Here is a 25,079-nt window from a genome sequence, read left to right on the forward strand (position 1 = left end):
AGAAAGAAAACGATGCTCACCGACCCTCAGATCGTCGATGTTGACCATATTGGCAAACCGCGCCGGTTTGTCTTCGCGCTGATGGCCGATTTTACCATGCTCAGCTTTGCGGCGGCAATCGAAAGCCTGCGCATTGCGAACAGAACCGCGGGAAAAGAGCTTTATTCGTGGATCATTGTCAGTGAGGACGGCAACGAGATCAGCTGTTCCAACGGCTGCGTCTTTCGCGTCAACCACGGGCTGGACGAGCTTGAGCGGGACGATACGATCATGCTCTGCGGTGGCATTGACGTGCAGAAGGCGACCACCAAGCGGCTGCTGAACTGGTTACGCCGCGAGGCGCGGCGCGGTGTGACGGTCGCAGGGCTTTGCACGGCGGGTTATTCGCTGGCCAAGGCGGGGTTGCTTGACGGCAAGAAGGCCACGATCCACTGGGAAAATCAGGACAGCTTCGCCGAAGAGTTCGAAGAAGTGCAGCTCACCAAATCGATCTTTGTGGTCGATGGCAACCGGATCACCACCGCAGGTGGCACGGCCTCGATTGATCTGATGATCAAACTGATCGCCGATGATCATGGTGAGGAACTGGCCAATGCGGTGGCGGACCTGCAGATCTATTCCGCGATCCGGACCGATCAGGACACACAGCGCCTGTCGATCCCGACGCGCATCGGCGTGCGGCACCCGAAACTCAGCCGCGTGATCCAAATGATGGAACAAAACATCGAAGACCCGATCAGTCCAGCGATCCTTGCCAGAGATGTCGGCATGTCCACCCGCCAGCTTGAGCGCCTGTTCCGCCGCTACCTCGCGCGCAGCCCTAAGCGGTATTACATGGAGCTGCGCCTGCAGAAGGCGCGCAACCTGTTGATGCAGACCGATATGACAGTGATTAATGTGGCGCTGGCCTGTGGGTTTGCGTCGCCTTCGCATTTTTCCAAATGCTACAGATCACATTACGACACTACGCCCTACCGTGAGCGTGGCAGTCATGCATCGCGGCTGCCCGGTTGATCCGATGCGATGGTCCTGAAGCTTCTCAAGATACTGCTGCTTATCCTTGGGATCGCCACGCTTGGCCTGACGATTTATGCTCATCTCCGGAATGATGCCTATTTGCGTTCAACCGCACTCAGCCTCTTGTCGGTTGTCTTGGCTGCGGCTTATGCCTTTGGGGTGTTCCGGCGCAAACCAGCTGTCAAGGTACCGGCAGCGCCCCTCACCCGCCAAGTGCCAAAAGACAATAGTGCCCCGCAGCAGCGGCGCCCGAACCCTCCGCCGCGCCCTGCCCCGACGGTCACCGTTGAAGAAAACGAAGACCTGAAGGATGACGAGCTCTACATCGTTTTCGCGCGTCTGGCGGGGCATAAAACCGGTGATGCTTTCCGCGCCCATGTCCATGAGATCATCCAGAAGAACGCCCTGCCTGAACTGACCCCCGACGAAATAGACCGGATTGCCGCTGACATTGACCGCCGTGATCTGCGCGGCAAGACCTTCAAGCGCACGCCCGGGATCGCACTGGTGCGCATGCAACGCGCCGATCTTGATGTGGATTACGGCGGGACCAGTTGGCTGGGGGGGCTGCCGACCTTGGGGGATACGCCCTGGCCACGGGATGAATTCGGACGTGCGATGCATCATCTGGCACAAATCGACCTCGATACAGTCCCCGATCCGCTCTTACCGACTGGTATGCCACAAAAGGGCGCGCTGTCTTTTTTTATGAATACGGCAACGGACGGGCCGCGTCAGGGCAAGGTGATCTATTCGCCAACGATCGGAAATACCGCCACCGAACCGCCCGCGGATCTGGTGCCGATCTATCACGGGCCGGACTGGGGCTATTACGTCAAAGGCCATGCCCGCGAAACAGCCCCCGACACCTTTCCCCGCTGGCCTGTCGAATTCGTGCTTTTGCCGATGACAAACCAGAACAGGGATGATGACGCCCACGAACTCATGGGCGATCTGTTGCCATTTCAGGCCGCCGGAGAGCTTTCACCGCAGAACTACCGTACCACCCTGCCGGATTTCGCGCGGCCCTGGTTCTGGGACACGGCCTACCGTTTTACAATGTCGGTGCGTCTGGCGCGCGATGATATTCAGGATACGTTGCAGAAGGCCAAAAAACGGGTCCAGCGATACGGGCCGAGCTATCAGGCCGCCGTCGATACCATCCGGCGCGATCAGGATGCTTTTTCGGCCTTTGTCGATGAGGTCAGCATCTGGGCCGTGTCACATGAACCTTGGGACAGGATGAGCCCCGAGGATGCCGCACAGTTGGAAATCTATTTCGCCCAAGTGCGCGACAATGGCGCAGAGCCGGGACGCTTCAAGCCGTTTTATCAATTCACACAAGGTGAATTGATCAGCGTTCAGGAGGCAGCAACAGCAACCCTTGTGGCCGCAGCAAATGCACCGCCCGAGGTTTATGCCACGCTGCCTTTCGAGGTGCGCGACGATATCGACACGCGCTACAGGATCGCAAACATCGGCCGTTGGCACCAGATGTTCGGGCTTGGTTTCAAGATCGGTTCGGCTGCGTCAATGCACACACACCATCATTTACTGCTGCAACTGCACTCGGACCAGCTTGTAAACTGGATGTGGGGCGACCGTGGTGTCGTGCAGTATTGGATCAGCGAAGAAGACCTATTGGCGCAAAACTGGGACGCGGTCGAGATGACGCTGGAAAGCCATTAATGCAGTGAGGGCCAAGAAACGCCTCATCCTGCGCCGAAACAGTGAATTTGACTTCCAAATACCTATTGATAGGGACAATATCCTGTTGTTCCGGCTTTCCTTTTGGAAAGCGGCTGATAAATTAACTCAGGATAAAAAATCCAACTTGGGAGAATAGTAATGAAAAAACTTATGTTGGCGACCTCTGCTGTCGCCATGATCGCTGGTGGTGCCTATGCCGCTGGTCACGCTGAAGAAGTAAAGATCGGCGTGATCCTTGGCTTCACCGGGCCGCTTGAATTGATCACACCCGCGATGGGTGCTGGTGCCGAAATGGCGATGGCCGAAGTCACTGCAGCCGGCACATTGCTTGGTGGTGCGACCGTCACATCCGTACGTGGTGACAGCACATGTATCGACGCCGGTGCCGCGACTGCTGCGGCCGAGCGTCTGGTCACATCCGACGCGGTTGATGCAATCATGGGTGCAGACTGTTCCGGTGTCACCGGCGCGATCCTGCAAAACGTTGCACGCCCCAACGGCGTTGTGATGATTTCGCCATCAGCAACATCGCCTGGCCTGTCCACAGCCGAAGATGACGGTCTGTTCTTCCGCACAGCCCCATCCGATGCACGTCAAGGTGTCATCATCACCGAGATCCTTCAGGATCGTGGTGTGAGCGAAGTGGCCCTGACATATACAAACAACGACTATGGCAAAGGTCTTGCCGATGCGTTCCAGGCCGCTTTTGAAGCAGCCGGCGGCACAGTCACCATCTCTGCCGCGCACGAAGACGGCAAAGCCGACTACTCGGCCGAAGTGGGTGCGCTGGCATCCGCCGGTGGTGAGGTGCTGGTTGTTGCAGGCTATGTTGACCAAGGTGGTTCCGGCATCATCCGCTCCTCCCTCGACAGCGGCGCGTTTGACACATTCTACCTGCCAGACGGCATGGTTGGTGCGGTGCTGAACGACAACTTCGGTGCGGAACTGAACGGGTCTTTCGGCGCCTACCCCGGCACCGATAACGCAGGCGCAGGCATCTTTGTCGAACTGGCCGCAGAAGCAGGCTTTGACGGGACAGGCGCATTTGCCCCTGAATCATACGATGCTGCGGCACTTATCATGCTGGCGATGCAGGCGGCTGGTTCGAAAGATCCGGCTGACTACAAAGAGCACATCTTTGATGTGGCCAACGCACCCGGCATCGAGATCCTGCCTGGCGAACTGGCCCGTGGTCTGGAGCTGATCGCAGCTGGCGAAGACATCGACTATGTTGGTGCATCCGCAGTTGAACTGATCGGCCCCGGTGAATCCGCCGGTTCCTATCAGGAAATCGAATTTGCTGACGGCGTATATTCGACAATCAACTACCGTTAATCGGTTGATTTGACACAGAAACGGCGCGGGGCTTACCCCCCCGCGCCGTTTTGCAAAACAAGACACGGAAAAACCCGTGCGCAAGGGGATGTGCGATGATTGTTGTTGAAGATGTGGTCAAGACCTTCGGGGGCTTTCGTGCCGTTGATGGCGCAACACTGACAATCGAAAAAGGTACGATCACAGGGCTGATTGGCCCCAATGGTGCGGGAAAAACAACGCTTTTCAATGTGATCGCGGGTGTTCTTAAACCAACCTCGGGCCGCATCACCATGAATGGCGAGGACATCACAGGTCTGCCGCCACACGAACTTTTCCACAAGGGCTTGCTGCGCACCTTCCAGATTGCACATGAATTTTCCTCGATGACCGTCCGCGAGAACCTGATGATGGTTCCGGGCGACCAATCGGGCGAAAAACTCTGGAACACATGGTTTGGCCGCAAGCGGATCGCCAATGAAGAGCGCGCTTTGCAGGCCAAGGCCGATGAAGTCATCGAGTTTCTGACGATTGATCACCTGAAAGAAGAAAAAGCCGGTAACCTCTCTGGCGGCCAGAAAAAGCTGCTTGAACTGGGCCGCACCATGATGGTCGACGCCAAGATCGTCTTTCTCGATGAGGTCGGCGCAGGTGTGAACCGCACCCTGCTGAACACAATTGGCGACGCCATCATCCGCCTGAATCAGGAACGCAACTACACATTCGTCGTCATTGAACACGACATGGATTTCATCGGTCGCCTTTGCGATCCAGTGATCTGTATGGCGGAAGGCCACGTCCTGGCCGAAGGGACCTTGGAAGAAATCAAGGCCAATGAGCAGGTGATCGAGGCCTATCTCGGCACCGGGTTGAAAAACAAAGACAAGGTAAGTGCGACATGAAATTCCTACTGACCGTTCTTCTGGGGGCCATTCTGGGCTCTGCTGCGACCTTCTATTACATCTATGTCAACCATGCGGATGGGACCGAGCAGGCGCTGATGCGCGACACGCTTTTGACCTATGCGCCCTTCCTTGAAGAGTACATCACCCCGTGAGCGATAATCCCTACCAGAACGCCCGTGGCAACAAGGACCGGTCGATCGCCAATCCCAATGGCGGCACAATGACGCCGGGCAAGAACGCCGCACGCAACAGCCAATCCAATCCGGGTGAACCGTTTCTGATCGGTGATGCGATGACAGGGGGCTACGGAAAAGGCCCCGATATCCTGCATTCCTGCACGATTGCCGCCGAAAAAGGCGAAATTGCCGTGATTGTCGGCCCGAATGGTGCCGGAAAGTCCACGGCGATGAAAGCGGTGTTCGGCATGTTGAACGTCAATCAGGGTGCCGTGCGCCTTGATGGCGAGGATATCACCCACCTCTCCCCGCAACAGCGTGTTGTGAAGGGCATGGGGTTCGTGCCGCAGACCTCGAACATCTTTACGTCGATGACGGTGGAAGAGAACCTTGAGATGGGCGCCTTCATCCGGCGGGATGATTTCCGCGATACGATGACACAGGTCTATGACCTTTTCCCGATCCTCAAGGAAAAGCGCAATCAGGCCGCTGGTGAATTGTCAGGCGGTCAACGCCAGCAGGTTGCCGTGGGCCGCGCGCTGATGACACAGCCCAAAGTGCTGATGCTGGATGAACCGACCGCCGGTGTGTCGCCCATCGTGATGGATGAGCTTTTTGACCGGATCATCGAGGTCGCACGGACGGGTATCCCTATTCTGATGGTGGAACAGAACGCCCGCCAAGCACTTGAAATTGCGGATAAAGCCTATGTTCTGGTACAGGGCCGCAATGCTCACACTGGCACTGGCAAAGAACTGCTCGCGGACGAACAGGTCCGGCGCAGTTTCCTGGGTGGATGAGGATGGCAGCCGTTCTTTGCGCCACGATTGCCGGGCCTGCCTGTGCGGATACCGTCAGATGCGACTTTTCCGGTGTGGCGGTCGCTTTTGCGATTGATGCGTCACAGTTTGCGCCCGCGCAGGATCCATCCGACCCGCCCCGCCGCCAGCTTACCACCGTGCAGATGGGTGACGCCGCGTTTTCCGCAGAGCCGTTCATCATCGGCGATACCCGCGGGTTCTGGACCACACAGGATGACGGTGCCGAGGTTGTGCTTGTAATGCAGCCTGATGGTAGCGCCGTCTACTCCGATACACGCAACGTCACGCCGATGACGGGCACATGCGAGGTGCTGCAATGACCTTTATTCTGAATACCGAGGATCGTTTCTTATGGATTTTCTGAACGCGATTGTCGCATTCGCGAACTTCGTTTTTGTGCCGGGCCTTGCCTACGGGGCGCAGCTTGCTATCGGCGCGCTGGGTGTCACGCTGATATATGGCATCCTGCGGTTCTCGAATTTTGCTCATGGTGACACGATGGCCTTTGGCACAGCGATCACCATTCTGATCACGGGCCTGTTGACGACGGCAGGGATCACCTTTGGACCCCTGCCAACCGCCCTGCTTGCCCTGCCCGTCGGCATTGGTGCGACGATCCTGCTTTTGCTGGGGATTGATCGCGGCGTGTACAAATTCTACCGCGATCAAAAGGCCTCGCCGGTGATCCTTGTGATCGTGTCGATGGGCGTGATGTTCGTAATGAACGGCATCGTGCGTTTCATTATCGGCGTGCGCGACATCAACTTTGCCGATGGCGAGCGGTTCATTATCACCGCCCGTGAATTCCGCGACATGACCGGCCTTCAGGAAGGTCTGGCGATCAAAACGACCCAGGCGATCACGGTCGTTGTGGCCTTTATCGTCATGGCGCTGTTGTTCTGGTTCCTCAATAAAACCCGCACCGGCAAATCCATGCGCGCCTTTTCGGATAACGAAGACCTTGCCCTTCTGTCGGGCATCAACCCTGATTGGGTGGTCAAGGTTACTTGGATGATCGTCGCGGCCCTCGCCACCACCGCCGGTGTGCTTTACGGGCTGGATAAGTCTTTCAAAGCCTTCACCTATTTCCAACTTCTGCTGCCGATCTTTGCCGCAGCGATTGTGGGTGGTCTGGGCAATCCGCTGGGGGCGATTGCGGGTGGTTTCGTGATTGCCTTCAGCGAGGTCACCATTACCTATGCGTGGAAAAAGGTCCTGACCTATCTGTTGCCCGAAAGCCTCGAACCTGATGGGTTGGTGCAGCTTTTGTCCACCGATTACAAATTCGCCGTCAGCTTCGCGATCCTGATTATCGTGCTGCTGTTCAAACCGACGGGCCTCTTCAAGGGACAATCCGTATGAGCACTACAGTCAAAGATACCGCCCTCTTCGGCCTTGTCGCCATCCTGTTGATCGGGACCGGCCTGATCCAAGGCTGGAACTCGGCCCTTCTGATCCTGAACATGGGGCTGATCTCGGCCATCATGGCGCTGGGTGTGAACCTGCAATGGGGCTTTGCGGGGCTGTTCAACATCGGTGTCATGGGTTTTGTGGCCCTTGGCGGTCTTGCCGCTGTGCTGGTCTCGACCGAGCCTGTGCCCGAGGCATGGCAGGCCGGCGGTCTGCGGATTTTTGCAGGTCTGGCCTTGGGTGCCCTGACCGTGGTTGCCGCCGTCATGGCGCAAAAGCGGCTTGAGGGGCGCATGAAAACCATTGTCACGCTCGTGATCCTGGTCGGCGGCTTCTTTCTCTACCGTGCTGTGTTCGATCCCGCGAAAGAAGCGATCGAGGCTGTGAACCCCGCCTCGACCGGCAACCTTGGCGGTCTGAACCTGCCAATCCTGTTGTCTTGGCCTGTGGGTGGTCTGTTGGCGGCCGGGGCGGCTTGGATTATCGGAAAGACAGCACTCGGGCTGCGCTCTGATTACCTTGCGATCGCGACACTTGGCATCGCGGAAATCATCATCGCGGTGATGAAGAACGAAGACTGGCTCGCGCGCGGTGTGAAAAACGTCATCGGCCTTGATCGTCCGGTGCCGTTTGAAATCGACCTGCAACAGGACCCTGTTTTCATTGAACGCGCTGCAAGCGTCGGGCTTGATCCGGTCCTTGCCTCAACGCTTTACACGAAAATGGCCTATGCCGTGCTTTTTACCATCGTCCTGCTGATCCTGCTCTGGCTGGCGCAGAAGGCACTCAAAAGCCCATGGGGCCGCATGATGCGCGCGATCCGTGACAACGAGACCGCCGCCGAGGCGATGGGCAAGGACGTGACCAAGCGGCATTTGCAGATCTTTATCCTCGGCTCTGCGATTTGCGGAATTGCGGGTGCGATGATGACCACGCTGGATGGTCAGCTGACACCGGGCACCTATCAGCCGCTCCGCTTTACCTTCCTTGTCTGGGTCATGGTGATTGTTGGCGGGTCCGGTAACAACTTTGGTGCGGTGCTGGGCGGTATGCTCATCTGGTGGCTCTGGGTGCAGGTGGAACCGCTCGGTCTGGGGCTGATGAATATCCTCAGCAGCGGACTTGAAGACGGCAGCACGCTCAAAGAGCGGATGATCGAATCCGCTGCGCACATGCGTTTGCTGACCATGGGTCTGGTGCTGCTTCTGGTGCTGCGGTTCAGCCCGCGCGGGTTGATCCCCGAACGCTAACTTGTCCTTGCTGTCTGCCCTGCTACAACGGGGCAGACACAACACCCCGAGGACCTAATGGCGTTTGTTTTTCGCTGGCTCATCCGGCTTGCCACTGCCCTGATCATTCTAGGCGTCGCTGCAATCGCGCTCGTTTATTATTTTGCGTCACGCTCGCTGCCCGAATACAACGCCAACCGCGAGGTTGCGGGGATCGCGGCACCTGTCGAAATCGTCCGCGATAACGCCAATGTCCCGCATATTTTCGGCGAAACCGACAGTGACGTCTATTTCGCGCTGGGATATGCCCACGCGCAGGACCGTCTATGGCAGATGACAATGCTGCGGCGCACAGCCCAAGGGCGGTTGTCCGAGCTCTTCGGTGAACGCACACTAGGCATTGATGAGGTGTTGCGGCGCTTTGATCTCTATACGACGGCCGTGGCATCGGTGAATGTGCAGACCGCAGAAACCAACGCTGCTTTGGTGGCCTATGCGCGCGGCGTGAATGCGTGGCTGGCCGAGGTGAACAAAGGGGCGCTGGGGCGTGGCGCACCCGAAATGTGGCTCTTCAATCATGCGATTGCACCTTGGCAGCCTGCCGATTCCATTGCGATCCTGAAACTGATGGCGCTGGACCTGACGTCGAACCTCGAAGATGAGGTCCTGCGCGCCCGCACCTCGCTCTTGCTTGAGAACGACCGCTTGCGCGATATCCTGCCCGACGATCCCACCAGCGCCACTGCGGCCCTGCCCGAATACGCAAGTCTGATCCCCGGTGTACCGTCTTACACGCCCAACATGCGGCTGGCCTACGATCCGCTCTCGCCGCTGAAACCCGCACCGCTGTCAGGGGCCTCCAATGCATGGGCGGCCAGCGCATCACGCTCGGCCACAGGCTCGACACTGCTGGCCAATGATCCGCATCTGGGCCTGACCGCGCCATCCATCTGGTATCTGGCACGGCTCGAGCTTGAAACAGGTGGCATCATCGGCGGCACCATTCCCGGCATGCCACTTGTCCTGAGCGGGCGGAGCGACGCGCTCGGATGGGGCCTGACAAGCGCCTATGTCGATGATCAGGACGTGATGGTCGAAGAGGTCAACCCCGAAAACTCCGAAGAATACCGCACCCCGACAGGCTGGGCGCCGTTTCGGACCCGCGATAGTATCATCAACATCAAGGATGCCCCTGCCGTCACGCTCCGCCTGCGCTGGACGGCGAATGGCCCTGTGATGCCGCGTGGCCAGTATGATCTTGGCACCATCACCCCGCCGGGGCATGTGACGGCGATCTCATGGACCGCGCTGTCGGATCGCGACACCTCTATGTCTGCCGCCTTTGCCATCAACCATGCGCGCACCGTGGAAGAGGCCATCACCGCTGGTGCGGATTTCATCGCGCCCGCTATGAACCTGACACTGGCGGATCGTAACCGGATCGCCATGAAAACGATCGGCGCCATCCCCGCCCGTGATGCAGCGAATCAAAGCCAGGGCCGCCTGCCTGCCTTTGGCTATCTGCCTGAGAACCGCTGGCAAGGACGGTTTCCCTATGGCGACAACCCCGAATTTCTTGACCCGCCGGGCGGGATCTTGGGGAACACCAATAACAAGACCGTCGACCGGCCCTTTCCGTTCCACGTCGCGCACACATGGGGTGACACCCAACGGATCAACCGCTGGCGGCGTCTGATGCAGGCGCGCGAGGTGCATACCCGCGACAGTTTTATTGAAACCCAGCTTGATACTGTCAGTTTTGCCGCGCGGACGCTGTCGACCCTGATGGGTGCAGATCTGTGGTTCACCGGCGATGCCGCCGCCGAAGGCACCCCCGAACGCCGCCGCCAGATCGCGCTGGACCTTTTGTCAGCATGGAACGGCGAGATGAACGAACACCTGCCGGAGCCGCTGATCTATGCGGCCTGGACCCGCGCATTCCAGCAACGCCTGATCCGCGACGAATTGGGGCCATTGGCCGAAGAGTTCACCCATGTCGAGCCGGTGTTTATCGAACGCGTGTTCCGCGATATCGACGGGGCCAGTGTGTGGTGCGATGTGATCCAGTCCGCGCCGGTGGAAACCTGCACCGATATCGCACGGCAATCGCTGGATGATGCACTGGTCTGGATCACCGAGAATTATGGCGAAGCGATCGAGGCCGTGCGCTGGGGTGACGCCCATGTGGCGACCCACGACCACCCCGTACTGGGCAACACCCCGATCCTTGAATGGATCGTGAATATCCGCCAGTCCACCAGCGGCGGCGATCACACCCTGCAACGGGCCAAGACATCGGGCATGGACCCGCATCCGTTCCACAACGTCCACGCGGCAGGCTATCGCGGCGTCTATGATTTCGCCGATCCCGACAGTTCGGTCTTTATCAACTCCACAGGGCAATCCGGTCACCCGCTGTCACGGCACTACGACAATCTGGGCGAGCTGTGGCGGCGCGGCGAATACATCCCGATGTCACTTGATCCCGATCTGGCGCGCGCGGCAGCGGTTGGGGTGACGGTGTTGCGGCCTATGGAGTAGGATCGCACAGAGTTGCAGTGAAAGTCGGCTTAGAGCCCAAACTGTCGGATGCTGCACGCTGTACGAATGTCGGCTATGATTGGTCGTGCAGTTTTGCCGTAGGAGGTCTCTCTAACCCTGGCAAAAGTAGCATTTCAAAATATTCTGGATCTGCAAAAGAGTCCCAATATCGTTCACCTATGCAAGCTTCCAAGAACTTTCGGATAACTCCGGAGCCACGCACGGTAACGCCGAAGAACCCAGAGCGCATTAGGTCTTCATAGTTCTCGAAGTAGCTGGAAATCGTTGGCGCGGGCTGATTGCCTACAATGTTCCATTTACCTCTTTCAAGGAGGTCCCGTGTCGTAAACTGCACAGTAATAAAATCGGCGGGTCCAATCTCAATCCGACCTTCTGCGTACTCAACCAAAGTATAAGCACACAGGGCGGATTTCATGGTATCGAGCCCTTTACCAATCACCTGTGCGAGAAAACGCCGTCCACCCTCCGTTTCCACAAGAAACACATCGCCAACGTTCCACTCTATTGCCCGTCTCGCCATCAAAAACCGCCCAGAAGCCAATTACTCTCAGTGTGGCAATATCAGTATGCCGCGACCAAAAGTCTAAAAGCCGGTTTAAATAGGAAATTCAACAAAACCGGAAGTGAAAAGCCTATTGAAACCGCTTTGCGTGCCGTTTGCCAAAAAACCTAACGATCACTCGTAGAGCCCCGAAGGAAAGCGGCCATTGGCCCCTGGGCAGCGAAAAACCGCTCCGTCCCGCACAGCCGACTTTGCAAAATGTGTGACCCGCGACTACCGCGCGGAAAGACGACTGATATAGGATGATAGCGTTTCCCAATAGGCGATTCTGTCGCCCGCCTGAACGTGGAGTCCCAGAATATCGAGTTGGGTCTGACTAAGCGGCATTGAGCTGTTCCCTTCAAAGGTTTTCTGAGGTCGCACAGGTTAAAAACTGCGCAACATTCTGATAGATGATGTTCCAATTTGATAGTTCTGTACGGCGGAAGCTGATGCCCACGTCCATTTCTGAGAGGCGGGTAGTGTGATAACAGCGCTCGTTTTGAGTATGATTCAAACCCCGCACGCTGCAGAGCATCCATCCGGCCAAATTCTGTTCGTCGTCATAGTGAACAAAGAGATCTTCTCCTCCCAAACGGTCAGGGGCGACCACGCTGGTCAAGCCATGTGGGCCAGTCAGATTGGGAAAATCACGAAAATCTGGAACAGAACGAGGCTTTCCGATGTCGTCTACGGAGATGGGCAATGCAAGTCGCAACCCTAGGGTGTGATCCAATGGTAGCTGATCTTTGATAATGAAATTCATCCAGTTCCACGGAAGCCCCGCCGCGTTGCGTCGACCAGTTTCCCGGCGGGTGATTGGCTCAAAAGTTGGGACTTCTATCCGGAATAGCTGCGCCCCATGCACCGCGCCCTCTTCGTGATCGAAGCGGTCTTCCAGATAGCGTTTCGGAACGCGTATCGGTACCAGTCGTTCCTCGTGCTCCATACCGATAAAGAAGTCTATCATTTCCTCTTCTAGCGTGAAGTAACGGCAGGGATGTAGATCGGGGTCGATCACGCTAGGTGCTTGCTCCTTTCTGTCGGGATCCGCCGCAGGTACCTCTGCTCGTCCCGAAGTAGAGAAAAACGCAGCAAAACAAGCAAAAGTTAGAAGCAAACGTTTCAAAGTTTAAGACACTCCCGACACCATAGGTTGTGTTTATGCCACTATACTATTTTGGAAAGCTGAAAAGCGCCAAGGCCATGAAGTGTCTGGTGGATTGACGGGCGGCTACGGCCACCGAGCTTCCCCGTCCGCATATTTTCCAACAGATTGTCTAAATGATTGGTACTTTTCCCTTTCCCCAGTGCAGGGTGCACCAAATCTAAACCGTTTAGTGTCTGCCCTGACTCGCTTGTTGGCTAGTTGGGAGTTTCTATCTCCAAGAGGATACCTGCAGTATGGTCGAACAAGTCATAACTGGTGCATTGCAGCTTCATCGACGCTTAATTGATCCCACAAGGTCAAGTAGATAGAATTCACCCCCCGCATCAACCATCATGATGCACTAGAAATTATAAAGGCGGCCATTGGAGCAGCCGCAGCGAATGTCCACTAGGTCCGCAAAGCTGCCGTTCCCCTACAACCGCACAAACCGTTCTTTCTGCAAAGCTGTCCAAAACACCGTCAGGTCATAACCGGTTTCGGTCTGCACTTCATCCGTGACGATCCCCGCATCAAAGAGCCATGCGCGTTTGCGCCCTTCGGCGAAGGTCAGCGTCAGCTTTTCCTCGCTGCGCGGGTCTTTGAGCTTGTCGGGGATCGCCGCCAAGAGCCTGTCCAACCCCTCGCCCGTGACCGCGGAAATCGCGTAAAGATCGTCCATGCGCGCTGCCTGTGTCAGCACCGCATCGCGCGCGTCACCTTCCAGCAGGTCGACCTTGTTCCAGACCTCGATGATCGGGGCCTCTTCGGCCACGCCAAGGCTTTGGAGGATGGCGCGTACGTCCTGTGCCTGTTCTTCGGTCTGTTCATGGCTGATGTCGCGGACGTGCACGATCAGGTCCGCGTCAAGCACCTCTTCCAATGTCGCACGGAAGGCCGCAACCAGTTCGGTCGGCAGATCAGAGATGAAACCCACCGTGTCGGACATGATGATTTCGTCACCTGTCGGCAGCACGATCTTGCGCATGGTCGGATCAAGTGTCGCGAAGAGCATGTCCTTGGCAAAGACCTCGGCCCCTGTCAGACGATTGAACAGCGTGGATTTGCCCGCGTTGGTATAGCCCACCAAAGCGACAATCGGGAACGGCACCTTGGCGCGGGATGCGCGATGCAATTCGCGGGTTTTCACGACTTTCGCCAATTGCTTGCGCAGGCGGTTAAGCTGTTCGTCAATAGCGCGACGGTCGGCCTCGATCTGGGTTTCACCCGGGCCGCCGACAAAGCCCAAACCACCGCGTTGCCGTTCAAGGTGGGTCCATGCCCGCACGAGACGCGTGCGCTGGTAAGACAGTGCGGCCATTTCCACCTGCAACACGCCCTCGGAGGTGCGCGCGCGGTCGCTGAAGATTTCAAGAATAAGACCGGTGCGATCAAGCAGTTTGACGCCCCATTCCTTTTCCAGATTGCGCTGCTGCACAGGGGTCACGGGGCCGTCGATCAGGACAAGCTCGATTTCGGCGTCGTGAAACACCTGTTTCAACTCTGCGATCTTGCCTTTGCCAAAGAGTTTACCGGGCTGGATTTTCGGCAGGCGAACGATGGTGCCGCCAATCACATCCAGATCAGGCAAGGCAGCGGCCAAAGCCAATCCTTCCGCCAAAGCAGGCTCAGCCGCGCGGCGGTTCTGGTCGTTCTTTAGTTCGGGATGCAGTACCCAAGCCCGTGTCACGGGGCGATCATGTTCGAGCAAAGTTACTCTTCACCTTCATAAAGGCTGATCGGTTGCGCCGGCATGATCGTGGAAATCGCGCTTTTGTAAACAAGCTGCGATTGTCCGTCACGACGCAGAAGGACGCAAAAGCTGTCGAACCAGGTGATCACGCCTTGGAGTTTCACACCGTTCACGAGGAAAATCGTGACGGGTACTTTTGTTTTGCGCACATGATTAAGGAATGCGTCTTGCAGATTTGCTTTGTCGGCAGCCATCGCCAAACCCTTTTTTCTTTTTCTTTTTCTTGCGGCCGCGGACCGGCCCCCCAGTGTAGTCAGGCTCAGTATGTCGCGCCTGATCTGGAGTTTCCACCCCCTATTTACACATTAAAAGAAGCGCTTAGCGCTGCCAGATTTCAGGATTGAAGAGCGCGATGATCGCCAGCGTTTCCAAGCGTCCCAGGACCATGGCAAAGGCCAGAATGACCTTGGCGGCATCGGGAATTCCCGAGTAGGCAATCGGCGTTTCTGCAGCAACCGAGGCCAATGGCCCTGTTGTCGACAGTGCCGAGACCGCCAGCACCATTGACGTTTCAAACTGTACCCCTGTCAGCGACAGAGCCAGCATCACCGCAGCAATGCTGATCGCAAACAGCATGAAGAATACCCATGAGATATAGGCGCCCTGTTTGCGGATACGTCGCGCGTCCTTGCCGCCGCCACCAATAGAGGACGGATGCAAAAGGCGCTCCTGTTCCCTTTCGCCATGACGGTAAAGCGCGTAAATCCGCAAGAGTTTGACCCCGCCTGCCGTTGTCGCCACACCGCCCCCGATGAGGGCAAGTCCGATCAGGAACAGCCCCGGTGTGTTCAGGCCTGACCAGTCCGTTGCGCCGCCCCAGAAATGCGATTCAAATCCGGTTGTCGTCAAGAAAGAGGTCACTGTGAACAAACCGCCCCAAAGCGCTGATGCCACTTCCTGCAAACCGGCAGGGTCTGCGCGTTCGGCGGCACCAATGAAATGGCGCATGAACAAAAGCGTCGTGACCGTGCCGATCAGGACCAGTGCTGTCAGAAACTCGGGATCGCGCCGCAACCCGCGCTCCCGCTCGCCGATCAGGCCACGGCTGAAGGTCAGGCGGGACAGGGCGAAAATGAAGAAACAGAAGATCAACAGCTCGCCCCAGAACCGCGAGGCGGCAAAATAGAGCCCGCCAATAGGCGAAATACCCGAGGTCGAGAGCGTCGACATGGCGTGAATCAGTGCGATGTAGGGAAATTCCCCCGCAATCACGAGCCCGATCCAGAGTATCGCTGTCAGGCCGATATAAATCGGCGTCAGGGCCAGCGTATAGCGCACAAGCCGTTCAGACGGATCGGCAATATGCGCAATCTGCGTAAATCCGCCACTGGTGCCCCTGCCCGCGTTGCCCGTCGCGCGCACCTCGAACCCGCCAAGGTTCATGGGTGCGAAAATTGACACAGCGGTCACCCAGACCAGCAGACCACCCATCCAGCCCACCAGACCGCGCCAGAGATGCTGCGACGGTGTCAACCGCCCTGCAGTGTCATAAACCGTGGCACCGGTGGTGGTGAAGCTCGACACCATTTCAAACCATGCGTCCAGGAATGTCGTGTTGCCGACAGCCACATAGAAGGGGATCGCAAACATAATCGGCAGGGCCGAAAAGGCCGCAAAAAGGCCGACCAGCTGGCTGCGGGCCACACTGCGGGGCGCATAGCCCGCGGTGGCCAGACCGATCATCAGCGTGATGATCGAAAACAGGATAAACCCGTAAAAGAATACGCGCATCGTGTCGAAGTCTTCCATGACCGCGCCATGGGCCGCAGGAACGATCATCGACGCCGCACCCAGACCCATCAGGATCACGAAAAATGGAAGCCGGACAATCCAAGCCATCAGAAGAAGTCTATCGAGACCTGCAAGAGGCGTTCAACTTCGGGCACGTCATCGGACATCGCGAAAATCGCAATCACGTTGCCTTCTTCGATGCGCGTCTCGCCAGTCGGGCGCACGATTTTGCCTTGCTGCATGACCGCGCCGATCAATGTGCCTTCGGGAAAGTCGATATCCTTCACCTTCTGGCCCGCAATCGGTGATGTTCCCAGCACTTGCGCCTCGATCACTTCCGCCTCGGCATCCCCGATCGAGTAGACACCGCGCACGCGCCCGTGGCGGATGTGACGCAGGATCGAACTTACAGTCACCGCACGGGGGTTGATGTAGGCATCAATATCCAATGGGCCCATCAGCGGCACCAAGGTCGGATCGTTCACCAAAGAGATCGACATTTTACAGCCCATCTCTTTGGCGCGGACAGCGGCAAGCAGGTTTGTCTTGTCATCATCCGTCACAGCCAGCACAGCGTCAGCCGAAGAAATATTCGCCTCTTCGAGCAAACCGCTGTCCAGCCCGTCGCCATGCAAAACGATCGTCCGGTCCAGCGCATCCGCCGCGCGTTCGGCATTCTCGCGGTTCTTCTCGATCACCTTGACACGCACACGTTCGGTGCGCGCTTCGAGCGCCTGAGCCACTCCAAGCCCGACATTGCCGCCGCCAATGATGACGATACGTTCTTGTTTTGACTGGGTTTTACCAAAGATTTCCAGCGTCCGCGTCATATCTTCGGTGTCGGTGAAGATATAGCATTCATCATCGGGGAAAATCTGGTCACCGGGGGATGGCACAAAAAGCGTTCCTTCGCGCCGGATGCCCACCACGACGGCGCGGAGCGTGGAGAAAAGATCGGTCAGCTGGCGCAGGGGTGTGTTGATGACAGGGCAATCGTCATCAATCATGATCCCGAGCAGTTGCGCGCGCCCTTCCAGAAAGCTTTCGGTGTCAAAGGCCGCGGGTGCCGCCAAGCGCTGCAAGGCCGCCTCTGCGACCTCGCGCTCGGGCGAAATGACCACGTCGATGGGCAGGTGATTGCGGCGGTAAAGATCGGCATAGGCCGGATCAAGATAGTTCTGGGCACGCAGGCGCGCGATTTTGCGCTGCACCGAAAATACCGAATGGGCCACCTGACAGGTGACCATATTCACCTCATCGGAATGGGTCGCCGCAATGACCATATCGGCATCTGCGGCACCCGCGCGGTCCAGCACATCAGGGTAGCTTGCAAAGCCCGCGATGCCCTGCACATCCAACGTATCTGTCGCACGACGCACCAGTTCGGGGTTGCTGTCCACGACTGTGACATCGTTGTTTTCGCCGGACAAATGACGGGCAATTTGCCAGCCAACCTGACCTGCACCGCAGATGATGACTTTCATTCGTCTTCGCCTTCAATATAGGCCACGCGGCCACCCGCCTTGTTCGTTGTCACAACGCCTAGCGATTTCAGCTTCCGGTGCAAGGCCGAACGTTCCATGCCCACAAATGCCGCTGTACGGCTGATATTGCCACCGAACCGGTTGATCTGGGTCAGCAGGTACTCGCGTTCAAAAAGCTCGCGGGCCTCGCGCAAGGGCAGCGTCGCAAGACCACCAGCCAGCACGATCCGGCCTTCCTCACCGCCGCCATCTTCACTGTTCGGCAGCTCTTTGGCGGTGATCTCGCCCGTGTTTTCCCCAAGAATAAGAACGCGTTCAACCACGTTCTTCAACTGCCGCACGTTTCCCGGCCAGAGCATGGTTTGCAAGAGCGCGCGCGCGTCCTCTGCCAATTTGCGCAGTGGCAGACCTTGCAACTTGTTGCAGGTTTCAATGAAATGCTCGGCCAGAAGCGGAATATCCTCGCGGCGTTCCTCCAGTGACGGCACAGCAATCGGCACAACATTCAAACGGTGATAGAGTTCTTCGCGGAACATGCCCGCAGCGATGGCTGCGGAAAGGTCGCGGTTGGTGCTGGAAATCACCCGCAAATCCACCTGAACCTTGTCGTTGCCGCCCACGCGCTGAAAGCGCTGCTCGACCAATACGCGCAGGATCTTCGATTGCGTTCCCAAGGGCATATCCGCAATTTCATCGAAATAAACGACACCGCCATTGGCTTCTTCCAGCAAACCATGCTCGATGCCGCGCCCTGCGTCTTCACGGCCGAACAAGACTTCCTCCATACGCTCGGGTTCGATCGAGGCCGAGTTCACCACCACAAAGGGTGCCGAGGCACGGTTGGAATTGGCGTGGATATAGCGTGCCGCGATTTCCTTGCCCGCCCCCGCAGGCCCCGTCAGCATCACACGGCCGTTGGATTTGGTCACCTTGTCCAGTTGCGATTTGAGTGTCCGGAAGGCCGCGCTGTCGCCCAGCATCTCGGCACTCTGGCTCTCGCCGCGCCGCAGTTGCACGTTTTCGCGGCGCAGGCGCGAGGTTTCCATCGCGCGGCGGATCACCACCAACAACTGGTCAATGTTGAAGGGCTTTTCGATAAAGTCATAGGCGCCCTGTTTAATTGCCGCGACCGCGATCTCAATATTGCCGTGGCCCGAAATAATAACGATCGGTATCTCGGGATGGTCGCGTTTGACGGTCTTGAGAATATCAATCCCGTCCATATTGCTGTCTTTCAGCCAGATATCGAGAATCATCAGAGCGGGCTGCTCGGCTGCAATCTGGGCCATACATTCGTCCGAGGTTCCGGCCAGCCGCGTGGTGTAGCCTTCGTCGATCAGAATTTCCGAAATGAGTTCGCGAATGTCGCGCTCATCATCCGTAATCAGAATATCGCCCATAATTTACCTCATGCTGGAATTTTTGGGGCACGCGCGGCTTGCACCGATGCGGGCAGTTGAATAATGGCGCAGGCGCCTGCGTGAGTGGAACCTGCAAAAACCTCGGCATCTGTCAGTGTCAGCGTACCGCCGTGTTCCTCGATGATCTTCTTGACGATGGGCAGGCCAAGACCCGTCCCCTCGCCACGCGTCGTCACGTAAGGCTCGAACAGGCGCGCGCGATCTTCCGGCAGGCCGATCCCGTTGTCCGAGATTTTAATCGTTACTGTATCCTTGTCCTTGGACATACGGAGCTGGATTTCAGGGCGATAGCCCTCTGCCCCGTGGCGGCTGATATAGGTTTCCGTCGCCTCTCCTGCATTCTTCAAAATGTTCGTCAGCGCCTGCCCGATCATGGTGTCATCCATATCGACCAAGACCTGTTCCTCGGGAATTTCAGCAGCAAAATGCACATCGGGCTGGCCTGCGATCTGCAGGGACAGCGCGTCATGCACCAGTTGCGTCATGTCATTGATATGCAGTTCCGGTTCCGGCATGCGCGCAAATTTGGAAAACTCGTCCACGATGCGCCGCAGATCGTTGGTCTGGCGCACAATCACGTCCGTCATCTGTTCCAGCTTGTCCGCGTCATGGCCGACCTGACTATGGAACTTGCGCTTAATCCGTTCCGCCGACAGTTGAATGGGCGTCAGCGGGTTCTTGATCTCATGCGCAATCCGGCGCGCCACGTCGCCCCAAGCGGCCATACGCTGGGCGCTGACCAGATCGGTGACATCGTCAAAGGCCACAACATAGCCCTCCAATGTCCCGTCTACATTGCGGCGTTGCGCCATCCGCACCAGCAGGCTTTCCTGTTGACCTTTGCGGATCAGGTTCACCTGGCCCTGCACGCTCTCACGGTCGGTTTCGCAGACCTGCGCAAAGAGATCTGCAAACTCGGGAACGGCAACCGTGAGCGCCGTTTCTTCGGGGTGATCACCCACGGACAACAACCGGCTGGCCGAGGGGTTCACAAACGTCACGCGGCCATAGGCATCAAGCCCGACAACCCCGGAGGTGACAGACCGCAACACCGAGTCAAACAAACGCCCCCGCCGTTCTGTCCGCTGGTTTGTCTCGATCAGCTGGTCGCGCTGCCCTTTCAGGCGGCTCGTCATCTGGTTGAAGTAATGACCCAGTTCGGAAATCTCGTCATCGCCGTCATCCTCGATCACGCGCACATCAAGATCACCCGAGCCCACCCGTTGCGACGCAGACACCAAGCGCCCAACAGGCGTTGACAGGCGCTCGGCAAAGACCAGACCGCCCCAGATCGCGCCAAGGATCAGGATAAATCCGAATCCCAGATAGAGCAGGCCGAACTGGAACAACAATTGCCCGCGCTCGTTCTGCAGTTCCTCATATTGCGCCACCGTTTCGGTCGTATCATCAAGCAAGGTCAATACATTCCCGTCCACAGGGCGCGTGACGTAGAGATACCTGTCGCGGAAGGCCAAAAGCGGGATCAGGGCGCGGAATTCGTTGTTGGCAAAGTCTTGAATGATCGCAAGGCCGGTGTCATCGGCGCGCGTGAAATCCTCGGCTGAGGGGCGTTCATAGCCAAATTCATAGGACCGCGCGCCGCGGGCCGCGATTGTGCCCAAGCCGTCGATCACAAAAGCCTCGCTCAGGCCCCGCTCCACCTGCGCCTGCACGTCACCCAAGGCGCGCCGCACCTCGCCATCGTCCATAAAGAGATTCGCTTGCCGTTCGCGGTTCAGATAGGCCGCCAAATCAAGCCCATCGCGCGTCAACTCCTGGCGGTGCTCTTCTTCATAGGCCTGTGCTGTTGTCAAAGACGTCCGCAACACATTGCCCACAGGTTCCGAAAACAGCCCGTCGAGGGCAATCGAAATCAGGGTGACAGAAAAGACCGCCACCAGCACGATGGGGACCAGCGCCGACAGCGCAAAGACCCCGGTCAGACGCAGACTGAGCCGTGAGCCTGCCGATTTGGCGCGCCGCGCCGAGACCATGCGCGCCACCTGCCGCATGACCAAGGCCGCCACGACCAGCACATAGATGAAATCCAGAAGCAGAACCAAACGCAGAGACGTGGACGACGCCCCGCGATCCAGCGGTCCGACGACAATATAGGTCAGCACCGCCAGCAGTGGCCCCGCCACCACAAGGCCGATCGTAAACGCCGTTTGCACATGGCGCTGGCGGAACCAGCGGCCAAGTCGCGTCATATTCAGGCCCAGTAGGGAACGCCGCACGCGCAATGCCCTGTTATTGTGGTGAGGTCGCCCCCACGGTACCGCCATTCGCTGTGGTCTTTCTGCTACGCTGACGTAGGAGTGCCACGGTTCTGTTGCGGTTTTACATCAATTTGCGGCGGCGTGTCACGCGTATATCGAGATCGGTGATCTTCTTGCGGAGTGTATTGCGGTTTATGCCCAGCAAATCTGCGCATTTGGCCTGATTTCCGCCCGTTGCATCCAGTGCAATCTCGATCAGTGGGCCCTCAACCTCTTTCAGGATTCGGTTATAGAGCCCCGGCGGCGGCAGAACCCCGCCATGCAGATCGAAATAGCGGCGCAGATGCTTGTTCACGCTCGCACTCAGCTTGTCGCCCTCGCCGCCTGATCGCAGCGGTTCGATTGCGGGCTGGTTACCGAGGACCAGTTCGACCTCGGCGCGGGTGATCTCATCCTCCGATGCGGTAAACACCAGCCGGCGCACGGCGTTTTCCAACTGCCGCACGTTGCCGGGCCAGCTATAGGCGCGGACAAGATCAAGGGCCGCATCGCCGAAGCGGCGTAAAGGCGCGCCATCACGTTCGGCGCGGGCCAGAAAATGCTCGGCCAGCAGCGGAATATCATCCACACGCTCGCGCAGTGACGGGACATCAACGGTGACACCGCCCAGCCGGTAGAACAGATCCTCGCGGAATAGCCCGTCCTCCATACGTCCCATCAGGTCGGTTTGCGAGGTGGCCATGATCCGCGGCGCATTGTCGCCCAGCGTATCCAGCATCCGCACGATCCGGCCCTGCGCCTCCTCGGACAGATCACTGACCTCGTCAAAGAGGATCGACCCGCCTTTGGCACGGCTCAGCACCGTTGAGGGGCCATCCATCCCTTCCAGATCAGAGGCTGACACCACAACAAACGGCAGGCTGCGCCGGTCTGAGAAATCATGGACAGCGCGTGCGATCAGCGATTTGCCCGTACCGCTTTCGCCAGTGATCAGCACCGGCAGTTGCGTGTTCATGACCCGCGCGACAAGCCGGTAAAGGCCCTGCATCACCGGCGTGCGCCCCACCAGCGGCAGATCACCGCCCTGTTCGGTCGCATTCACATCCGGCGCGCGTGTCGTGGGCGCACGGCGTTTGACCTCCAATGCGCGCGCGGCGCGTTTCATCAGATCGGGCAGATCGAAAGGTTTCGGCAGGTAATCGTAAGCGTCCGCCTCAGCGGCCTGAATGGCGGTCATGATGGTGTTCTGCGCAGAGATCACGATCACAGGCAGACCGGGGCGTGCCTCTGCAATCTTTGGCAACTGCTCGAGGCCGTTACCATCAGGCATGATCACGTCGGAAATCACCAAATCGCCTTTGCCCTCATCAACCCAGCGCATCAGCGTGACAATCGAGGATGTCGCATGCACCTTGCAGCCCGCCCGCGTCAAAGCCTGGGTCAATACCGTTCTGATCGTCCGGTCGTCATCGGCAACAAGTACTGTCCCGTCCATTGCTATTCTCCTGCTTCATAGTCTTTGGGCACCACCGGCAGCGAAATCCGGAATACCGTGCGCCCGGGCACACTATCCACCGAAATCCATCCACCGGCGTCACCGATCAGTTTTGACACCAACGCCAACCCGAGCCCGGTTCCGTTTTCCTTGCCCGATACGAAAGGTTCAAAAATATCTTCCGCAATCTCGCGCGGCAGGCCGGGGCCATCGTCAATAATCTCTACCTGCAACGGCAGGCGGGCATGGGTGCCATCCGACCGATGCACGCGTAACGAGGTATCATAGAAGGTATGCAGGGTGATGGTTCCCGCTTCCTTGCAGGCCTCCGAGGCATTTTTCAGCAAGTTCAGGAACACCTGCAAAAGCTGGTCCCCATCTGCCAGCGTTTGCGGCAGGGAGGGGTCATAGGCTTCGACGAAAAGCATATGGGCGCCAAAACCCACCGCCGCCGATTGGCGGGCGCGGTCCAGAATATCGTGGATATTGATCGGCTTGAGCACCGGTTTGCGCAGGTTTCCGAATTGTTCGACCTGTTCGAGCAGTTTCACGATCCGGCGGCTTTCCTCAACGATGAGATCGGTCATTTCCTGATCTTCCGATGACAACCCCATGGACAAAAGCTGCGCCGCACCGGTGATCCCCGCCAGCGGGTTCTTGATCTCATGGGCCAGCATTTCCGCCATCCCAATCGCAGATTTGGCTGCTTTACCGGACGAATGGTTCTGGTTGATCCGGCTGGCAATCTCGCGCGGGCTGATCATCACGATCATCTGGTCATCGCTGCCTTGCAGGGGTGCAAATTGCAGATTGCACAGCATCGGCGGGCGCTCGCCGCTGCCGACATCCACATCGTTTACGAAAAGCGATGTGCGGTTTTCTCTTGCACGGCGATAGGGCGCCTCAAGCGGCGCATCGATCATGACCTTTTCCCAGATCCTTTCACCCACCAGAGATTTGGACGACAGGTTGAGAAAACTTTCCGCCGCAGGGTTGCTCATGATGATGACGTCATCGCCGTCAAGCATCAAAGACGGCACCGGCAGGGATGACCAAAGGGCTTGTCCTAAAATCATGCCGCCACCTTTAAATCGAACGCCTCGGGAAGATCACGCAGGACATCTGCTGGTGCTGCGTGGGTCAGGATTGCCTTACGCAACGCGGGCGGCGTGCCCGCATCGTCCATGTACCAGCCCAAATGCTTGCGCGCGACCTTGCGCCCCAATTCGGGGCCATAGAAGGCAAGCATCGCCTCATAATGACCGCAGACCATATCAATCAGATCATGGCCCTGCGGCACAACAGGATCCGCCAGACCGTGCAGCGCAGCCGAAATTTGCGCGAGGACCCAAGGCCGTCCCTGCGCCCCGCGTCCGATCATCACGCCGTCCGCACCAGACAGCCGCAAGGCCGCGCGCGCGGTGTCCGCATCCACTATATCGCCATTCGCAATCACCGGGATCGTCACCGCGTCCTTGATCTGCCGGATCGCGGCCCAGTCGGCAGCGCCTTTGTAAAACTGGCAGCGTGTCCGCCCGTGGATCGTGACCAGCTTGATCCCCGCCTCTTGGGCCCTGCGCGCCACATCGGCTGCATTCAGGCTGTCGTGATCCCATCCAAGACGCGTTTTCAGCGTTACGGGGACATCAACGGCATTGACGACGGCCTCGATCAGGCTGAGCGCATGATCGGGCGTGCGCAAAAGCGCCGACCCCGAATAGCCGTTTGTCACCTTTTTGGCCGGACAGCCCATGTTGATGTCAATGATCGCGGCACCGTTGCCTGCCGCCATGCGCGCCGCCTCGGCCATCCAATAGGCCTCGCGTCCGGCAATCTGGACGGCCGTGCCTTCCTGATCATAGCCCAGTTCGGCGCGTTCGCGCACGCCGGGTTTGGCCTGCACCATTTCCTGGCTTGCCACCATTTCGCTGACAACCCAGCCAGCCCCAAAAGACGCGACCAGTTGACGAAACGGCAGATCGGTGACTCCCGCCAAAGGCGCAAGCGCCACAGGCGGCGTCAAAGCCACATCGTCCAAGACCAATTGTTCGGTTACTGCCACAGAGATAATCATTCGCTTACAGGTTAGGCGTCGCGGTACATCTACGTAGATTTGGCGCCTCCTTCAACGAAACTCGGCCCAT

General features: G+C 58.0%; 21 protein-coding genes. 10 read left to right on the forward strand and 11 right to left on the reverse strand.

The genetic code is table 11. The features are described from left to right. Nucleotides 1-12: 12 nt before the first annotated feature. The 10 genes from SJY29_RS06945 to SJY29_RS06990 all read left to right on the forward strand — a co-directional run bounded on the left by SJY29_RS06945 (nt 13) and on the right by SJY29_RS06990 (nt 11,123). The gene (locus tag SJY29_RS06945) at nt 13-1,014 is read left to right on the forward strand and encodes a GlxA family transcriptional regulator (protein WP_110278751.1); all 1,002 of its coding nucleotides are present in this window, start codon (nt 13-15) and stop codon (nt 1,012-1,014) included. Between the two features lie 9 nt (nt 1,015-1,023). Next, nucleotides 1,024-2,706: a DUF1963 domain-containing protein gene (locus SJY29_RS06950; protein ID WP_400088174.1), complete on the forward strand. Its 1,683-nt coding sequence runs from the start codon at nt 1,024-1,026 to the stop codon at nt 2,704-2,706. 159 nt (nt 2,707-2,865) lie between these two features. Then, nucleotides 2,866-4,062, forward strand: a complete 1,197-nt coding sequence (locus tag SJY29_RS06955; RefSeq protein WP_400088176.1) for an ABC transporter substrate-binding protein — start codon at nt 2,866-2,868, stop codon at nt 4,060-4,062. Nucleotides 4,063-4,157: 95 nt separating this feature from the next. Beyond that, a complete protein-coding gene (locus SJY29_RS06960) occupies nt 4,158-4,943 on the forward strand; it encodes an ABC transporter ATP-binding protein (protein ID WP_110278748.1) in 786 nt (261 codons plus the stop codon). After that, nucleotides 4,940-5,098, forward strand: coding sequence for a hypothetical protein (locus SJY29_RS06965; RefSeq protein WP_172796222.1), 159 nt, complete (start codon nt 4,940-4,942; stop codon nt 5,096-5,098). The genes SJY29_RS06960 and SJY29_RS06965 overlap by 4 nt, the downstream gene beginning before the upstream one ends. A 68-nt stretch (nt 5,099-5,166) precedes the next feature. Continuing rightward, complete coding sequence (locus SJY29_RS06970; protein WP_400088854.1) at nt 5,167-5,922, forward strand: ABC transporter ATP-binding protein; 756 nt, start codon at nt 5,167-5,169, stop codon at nt 5,920-5,922. Between the two features lie 2 nt (nt 5,923-5,924). Further along, on the forward strand, nt 5,925-6,263 hold the full coding sequence (locus SJY29_RS06975) for a hypothetical protein (protein WP_400088179.1): 339 nt from the start codon (nt 5,925-5,927) through the stop codon (nt 6,261-6,263). 31 nt (nt 6,264-6,294) lie between these two features. Beyond that, a complete protein-coding gene (locus SJY29_RS06980; RefSeq protein ID WP_400088181.1) occupies nt 6,295-7,305 on the forward strand; it encodes a branched-chain amino acid ABC transporter permease in 1,011 nt (336 codons plus the stop codon). Further along, nucleotides 7,302-8,603, forward strand: coding sequence for a branched-chain amino acid ABC transporter permease (locus SJY29_RS06985; protein WP_400088183.1), 1,302 nt, complete (start codon nt 7,302-7,304; stop codon nt 8,601-8,603). Before SJY29_RS06980 ends, SJY29_RS06985 begins: the two co-directional genes overlap by 4 nt. A 57-nt stretch (nt 8,604-8,660) precedes the next feature. Next, nucleotides 8,661-11,123 carry a penicillin acylase family protein gene (locus SJY29_RS06990; protein WP_400088185.1) on the forward strand — a complete coding sequence of 821 codons (2,463 nt, stop codon included), beginning with the start codon at nt 8,661-8,663 and terminating at the stop codon, nt 11,121-11,123. A 73-nt stretch (nt 11,124-11,196) separates the two neighbouring features. Here SJY29_RS06990 and SJY29_RS06995 read toward each other — a convergent pair whose 3' ends face one another. The 11 genes from SJY29_RS06995 to dusB form a co-directional block, all read right to left on the reverse strand. After that, nucleotides 11,197-11,664 (reverse strand): hypothetical protein, encoded by a 468-nt coding sequence (locus SJY29_RS06995; RefSeq protein WP_400088187.1) that lies wholly within the window; start codon nt 11,662-11,664, stop codon nt 11,197-11,199. Nucleotides 11,665-12,046: 382 nt separating this feature from the next. Continuing rightward, nucleotides 12,047-12,814 carry a hypothetical protein gene (locus tag SJY29_RS07000; RefSeq protein WP_400088189.1) on the reverse strand — a complete coding sequence of 256 codons (768 nt, stop codon included), beginning with the start codon at nt 12,812-12,814 and terminating at the stop codon, nt 12,047-12,049. 454 nt (nt 12,815-13,268) lie between these two features. Continuing rightward, complete coding sequence (hflX, locus tag SJY29_RS07005; protein WP_400088191.1) at nt 13,269-14,543, reverse strand: GTPase HflX; 1,275 nt, start codon at nt 14,541-14,543, stop codon at nt 13,269-13,271. Nucleotides 14,544-14,545: 2 nt separating this feature from the next. After that, on the reverse strand, nt 14,546-14,779 hold the full coding sequence (gene hfq, locus SJY29_RS07010; protein WP_007204924.1) for an RNA chaperone Hfq: 234 nt from the start codon (nt 14,777-14,779) through the stop codon (nt 14,546-14,548). A 124-nt stretch (nt 14,780-14,903) separates the two neighbouring features. After that, nucleotides 14,904-16,424, reverse strand: a complete 1,521-nt coding sequence (locus SJY29_RS07015) for a TrkH family potassium uptake protein (RefSeq protein ID WP_400088193.1) — start codon at nt 16,422-16,424, stop codon at nt 14,904-14,906. Further along, the gene (gene trkA / locus SJY29_RS07020) at nt 16,424-17,800 is read right to left on the reverse strand and encodes a Trk system potassium transporter TrkA (RefSeq protein WP_110278739.1); all 1,377 of its coding nucleotides are present in this window, start codon (nt 17,798-17,800) and stop codon (nt 16,424-16,426) included. The genes SJY29_RS07015 and trkA overlap by 1 nt, the downstream gene beginning before the upstream one ends. Beyond that, nucleotides 17,797-19,200, reverse strand: coding sequence for a sigma-54-dependent transcriptional regulator (locus tag SJY29_RS07025; RefSeq protein WP_400088196.1), 1,404 nt, complete (start codon nt 19,198-19,200; stop codon nt 17,797-17,799). The genes trkA and SJY29_RS07025 overlap by 4 nt, the downstream gene beginning before the upstream one ends. An 8-nt stretch (nt 19,201-19,208) precedes the next feature. Continuing rightward, nucleotides 19,209-21,431 carry an ATP-binding protein gene (locus tag SJY29_RS07030; RefSeq protein WP_400088856.1) on the reverse strand — a complete coding sequence of 741 codons (2,223 nt, stop codon included), beginning with the start codon at nt 21,429-21,431 and terminating at the stop codon, nt 19,209-19,211. A gap of 130 nt (nt 21,432-21,561) precedes the next feature. Next, the gene (locus SJY29_RS07035; protein ID WP_110278737.1) at nt 21,562-22,935 is read right to left on the reverse strand and encodes a response regulator; all 1,374 of its coding nucleotides are present in this window, start codon (nt 22,933-22,935) and stop codon (nt 21,562-21,564) included. A gap of 2 nt (nt 22,936-22,937) precedes the next feature. Further along, nucleotides 22,938-24,011 (reverse strand): nitrogen regulation protein NR(II), encoded by a 1,074-nt coding sequence (locus SJY29_RS07040; protein WP_400088198.1) that lies wholly within the window; start codon nt 24,009-24,011, stop codon nt 22,938-22,940. After that, a complete protein-coding gene (gene dusB / locus SJY29_RS07045) occupies nt 24,008-25,009 on the reverse strand; it encodes a tRNA dihydrouridine synthase DusB (protein WP_400088199.1) in 1,002 nt (333 codons plus the stop codon). Before dusB ends, SJY29_RS07040 begins: the two co-directional genes overlap by 4 nt. Nucleotides 25,010-25,079 lie beyond the last annotated feature (70 nt).

Origin of the sequence: Yoonia sp. R78084 (assembly GCF_044595625.1) — a bacterium.
In the GTDB taxonomy this organism is placed as follows: Bacteria; Pseudomonadota; Alphaproteobacteria; order Rhodobacterales; family Rhodobacteraceae; genus Yoonia.

Excerpts from the sequence above, each read along its gene's own strand:
- SJY29_RS06945 (WP_110278751.1), top strand. The coding sequence starts at position 13 with ATGCTCACCGACCCTCAGATCGTCGATGTTGACCATATTGGCAAACCG.
- SJY29_RS06950 (WP_400088174.1), top strand. The coding sequence starts at position 1,024 with ATGGTCCTGAAGCTTCTCAAGATACTGCTGCTTATCCTTGGGATCGCC.
- SJY29_RS06955 (WP_400088176.1), top strand. The coding sequence starts at position 2,866 with ATGAAAAAACTTATGTTGGCGACCTCTGCTGTCGCCATGATCGCTGGT.
- SJY29_RS06960 (WP_110278748.1), top strand. The coding sequence starts at position 4,158 with ATGATTGTTGTTGAAGATGTGGTCAAGACCTTCGGGGGCTTTCGTGCC.
- SJY29_RS06965 (WP_172796222.1), top strand. The coding sequence starts at position 4,940 with ATGAAATTCCTACTGACCGTTCTTCTGGGGGCCATTCTGGGCTCTGCT.
- SJY29_RS06970 (WP_400088854.1), top strand. The coding sequence starts at position 5,167 with ATGACGCCGGGCAAGAACGCCGCACGCAACAGCCAATCCAATCCGGGT.
- SJY29_RS06975 (WP_400088179.1), top strand. The coding sequence starts at position 5,925 with ATGGCAGCCGTTCTTTGCGCCACGATTGCCGGGCCTGCCTGTGCGGAT.
- SJY29_RS06980 (WP_400088181.1), top strand. The coding sequence starts at position 6,295 with ATGGATTTTCTGAACGCGATTGTCGCATTCGCGAACTTCGTTTTTGTG.
- SJY29_RS06985 (WP_400088183.1), top strand. The coding sequence starts at position 7,302 with ATGAGCACTACAGTCAAAGATACCGCCCTCTTCGGCCTTGTCGCCATC.
- SJY29_RS06990 (WP_400088185.1), top strand. The coding sequence starts at position 8,661 with ATGGCGTTTGTTTTTCGCTGGCTCATCCGGCTTGCCACTGCCCTGATC.
- SJY29_RS06995 (WP_400088187.1), bottom strand. The coding sequence starts at position 11,664 with ATGGCGAGACGGGCAATAGAGTGGAACGTTGGCGATGTGTTTCTTGTG.
- hfq (WP_007204924.1), bottom strand. The coding sequence starts at position 14,779 with ATGGCTGCCGACAAAGCAAATCTGCAAGACGCATTCCTTAATCATGTG.
- SJY29_RS07015 (WP_400088193.1), bottom strand. The coding sequence starts at position 16,424 with ATGGCTTGGATTGTCCGGCTTCCATTTTTCGTGATCCTGATGGGTCTG.
- trkA (WP_110278739.1), bottom strand. The coding sequence starts at position 17,800 with ATGAAAGTCATCATCTGCGGTGCAGGTCAGGTTGGCTGGCAAATTGCC.
- SJY29_RS07025 (WP_400088196.1), bottom strand. The coding sequence starts at position 19,200 with ATGGGCGATATTCTGATTACGGATGATGAGCGCGACATTCGCGAACTC.
- SJY29_RS07030 (WP_400088856.1), bottom strand. The coding sequence starts at position 21,431 with ATGACGCGACTTGGCCGCTGGTTCCGCCAGCGCCATGTGCAAACGGCG.
- SJY29_RS07035 (WP_110278737.1), bottom strand. The coding sequence starts at position 22,935 with ATGGACGGGACAGTACTTGTTGCCGATGACGACCGGACGATCAGAACG.
- SJY29_RS07040 (WP_400088198.1), bottom strand. The coding sequence starts at position 24,011 with ATGATTTTAGGACAAGCCCTTTGGTCATCCCTGCCGGTGCCGTCTTTG.
- dusB (WP_400088199.1), bottom strand. The coding sequence starts at position 25,009 with ATGATTATCTCTGTGGCAGTAACCGAACAATTGGTCTTGGACGATGTG.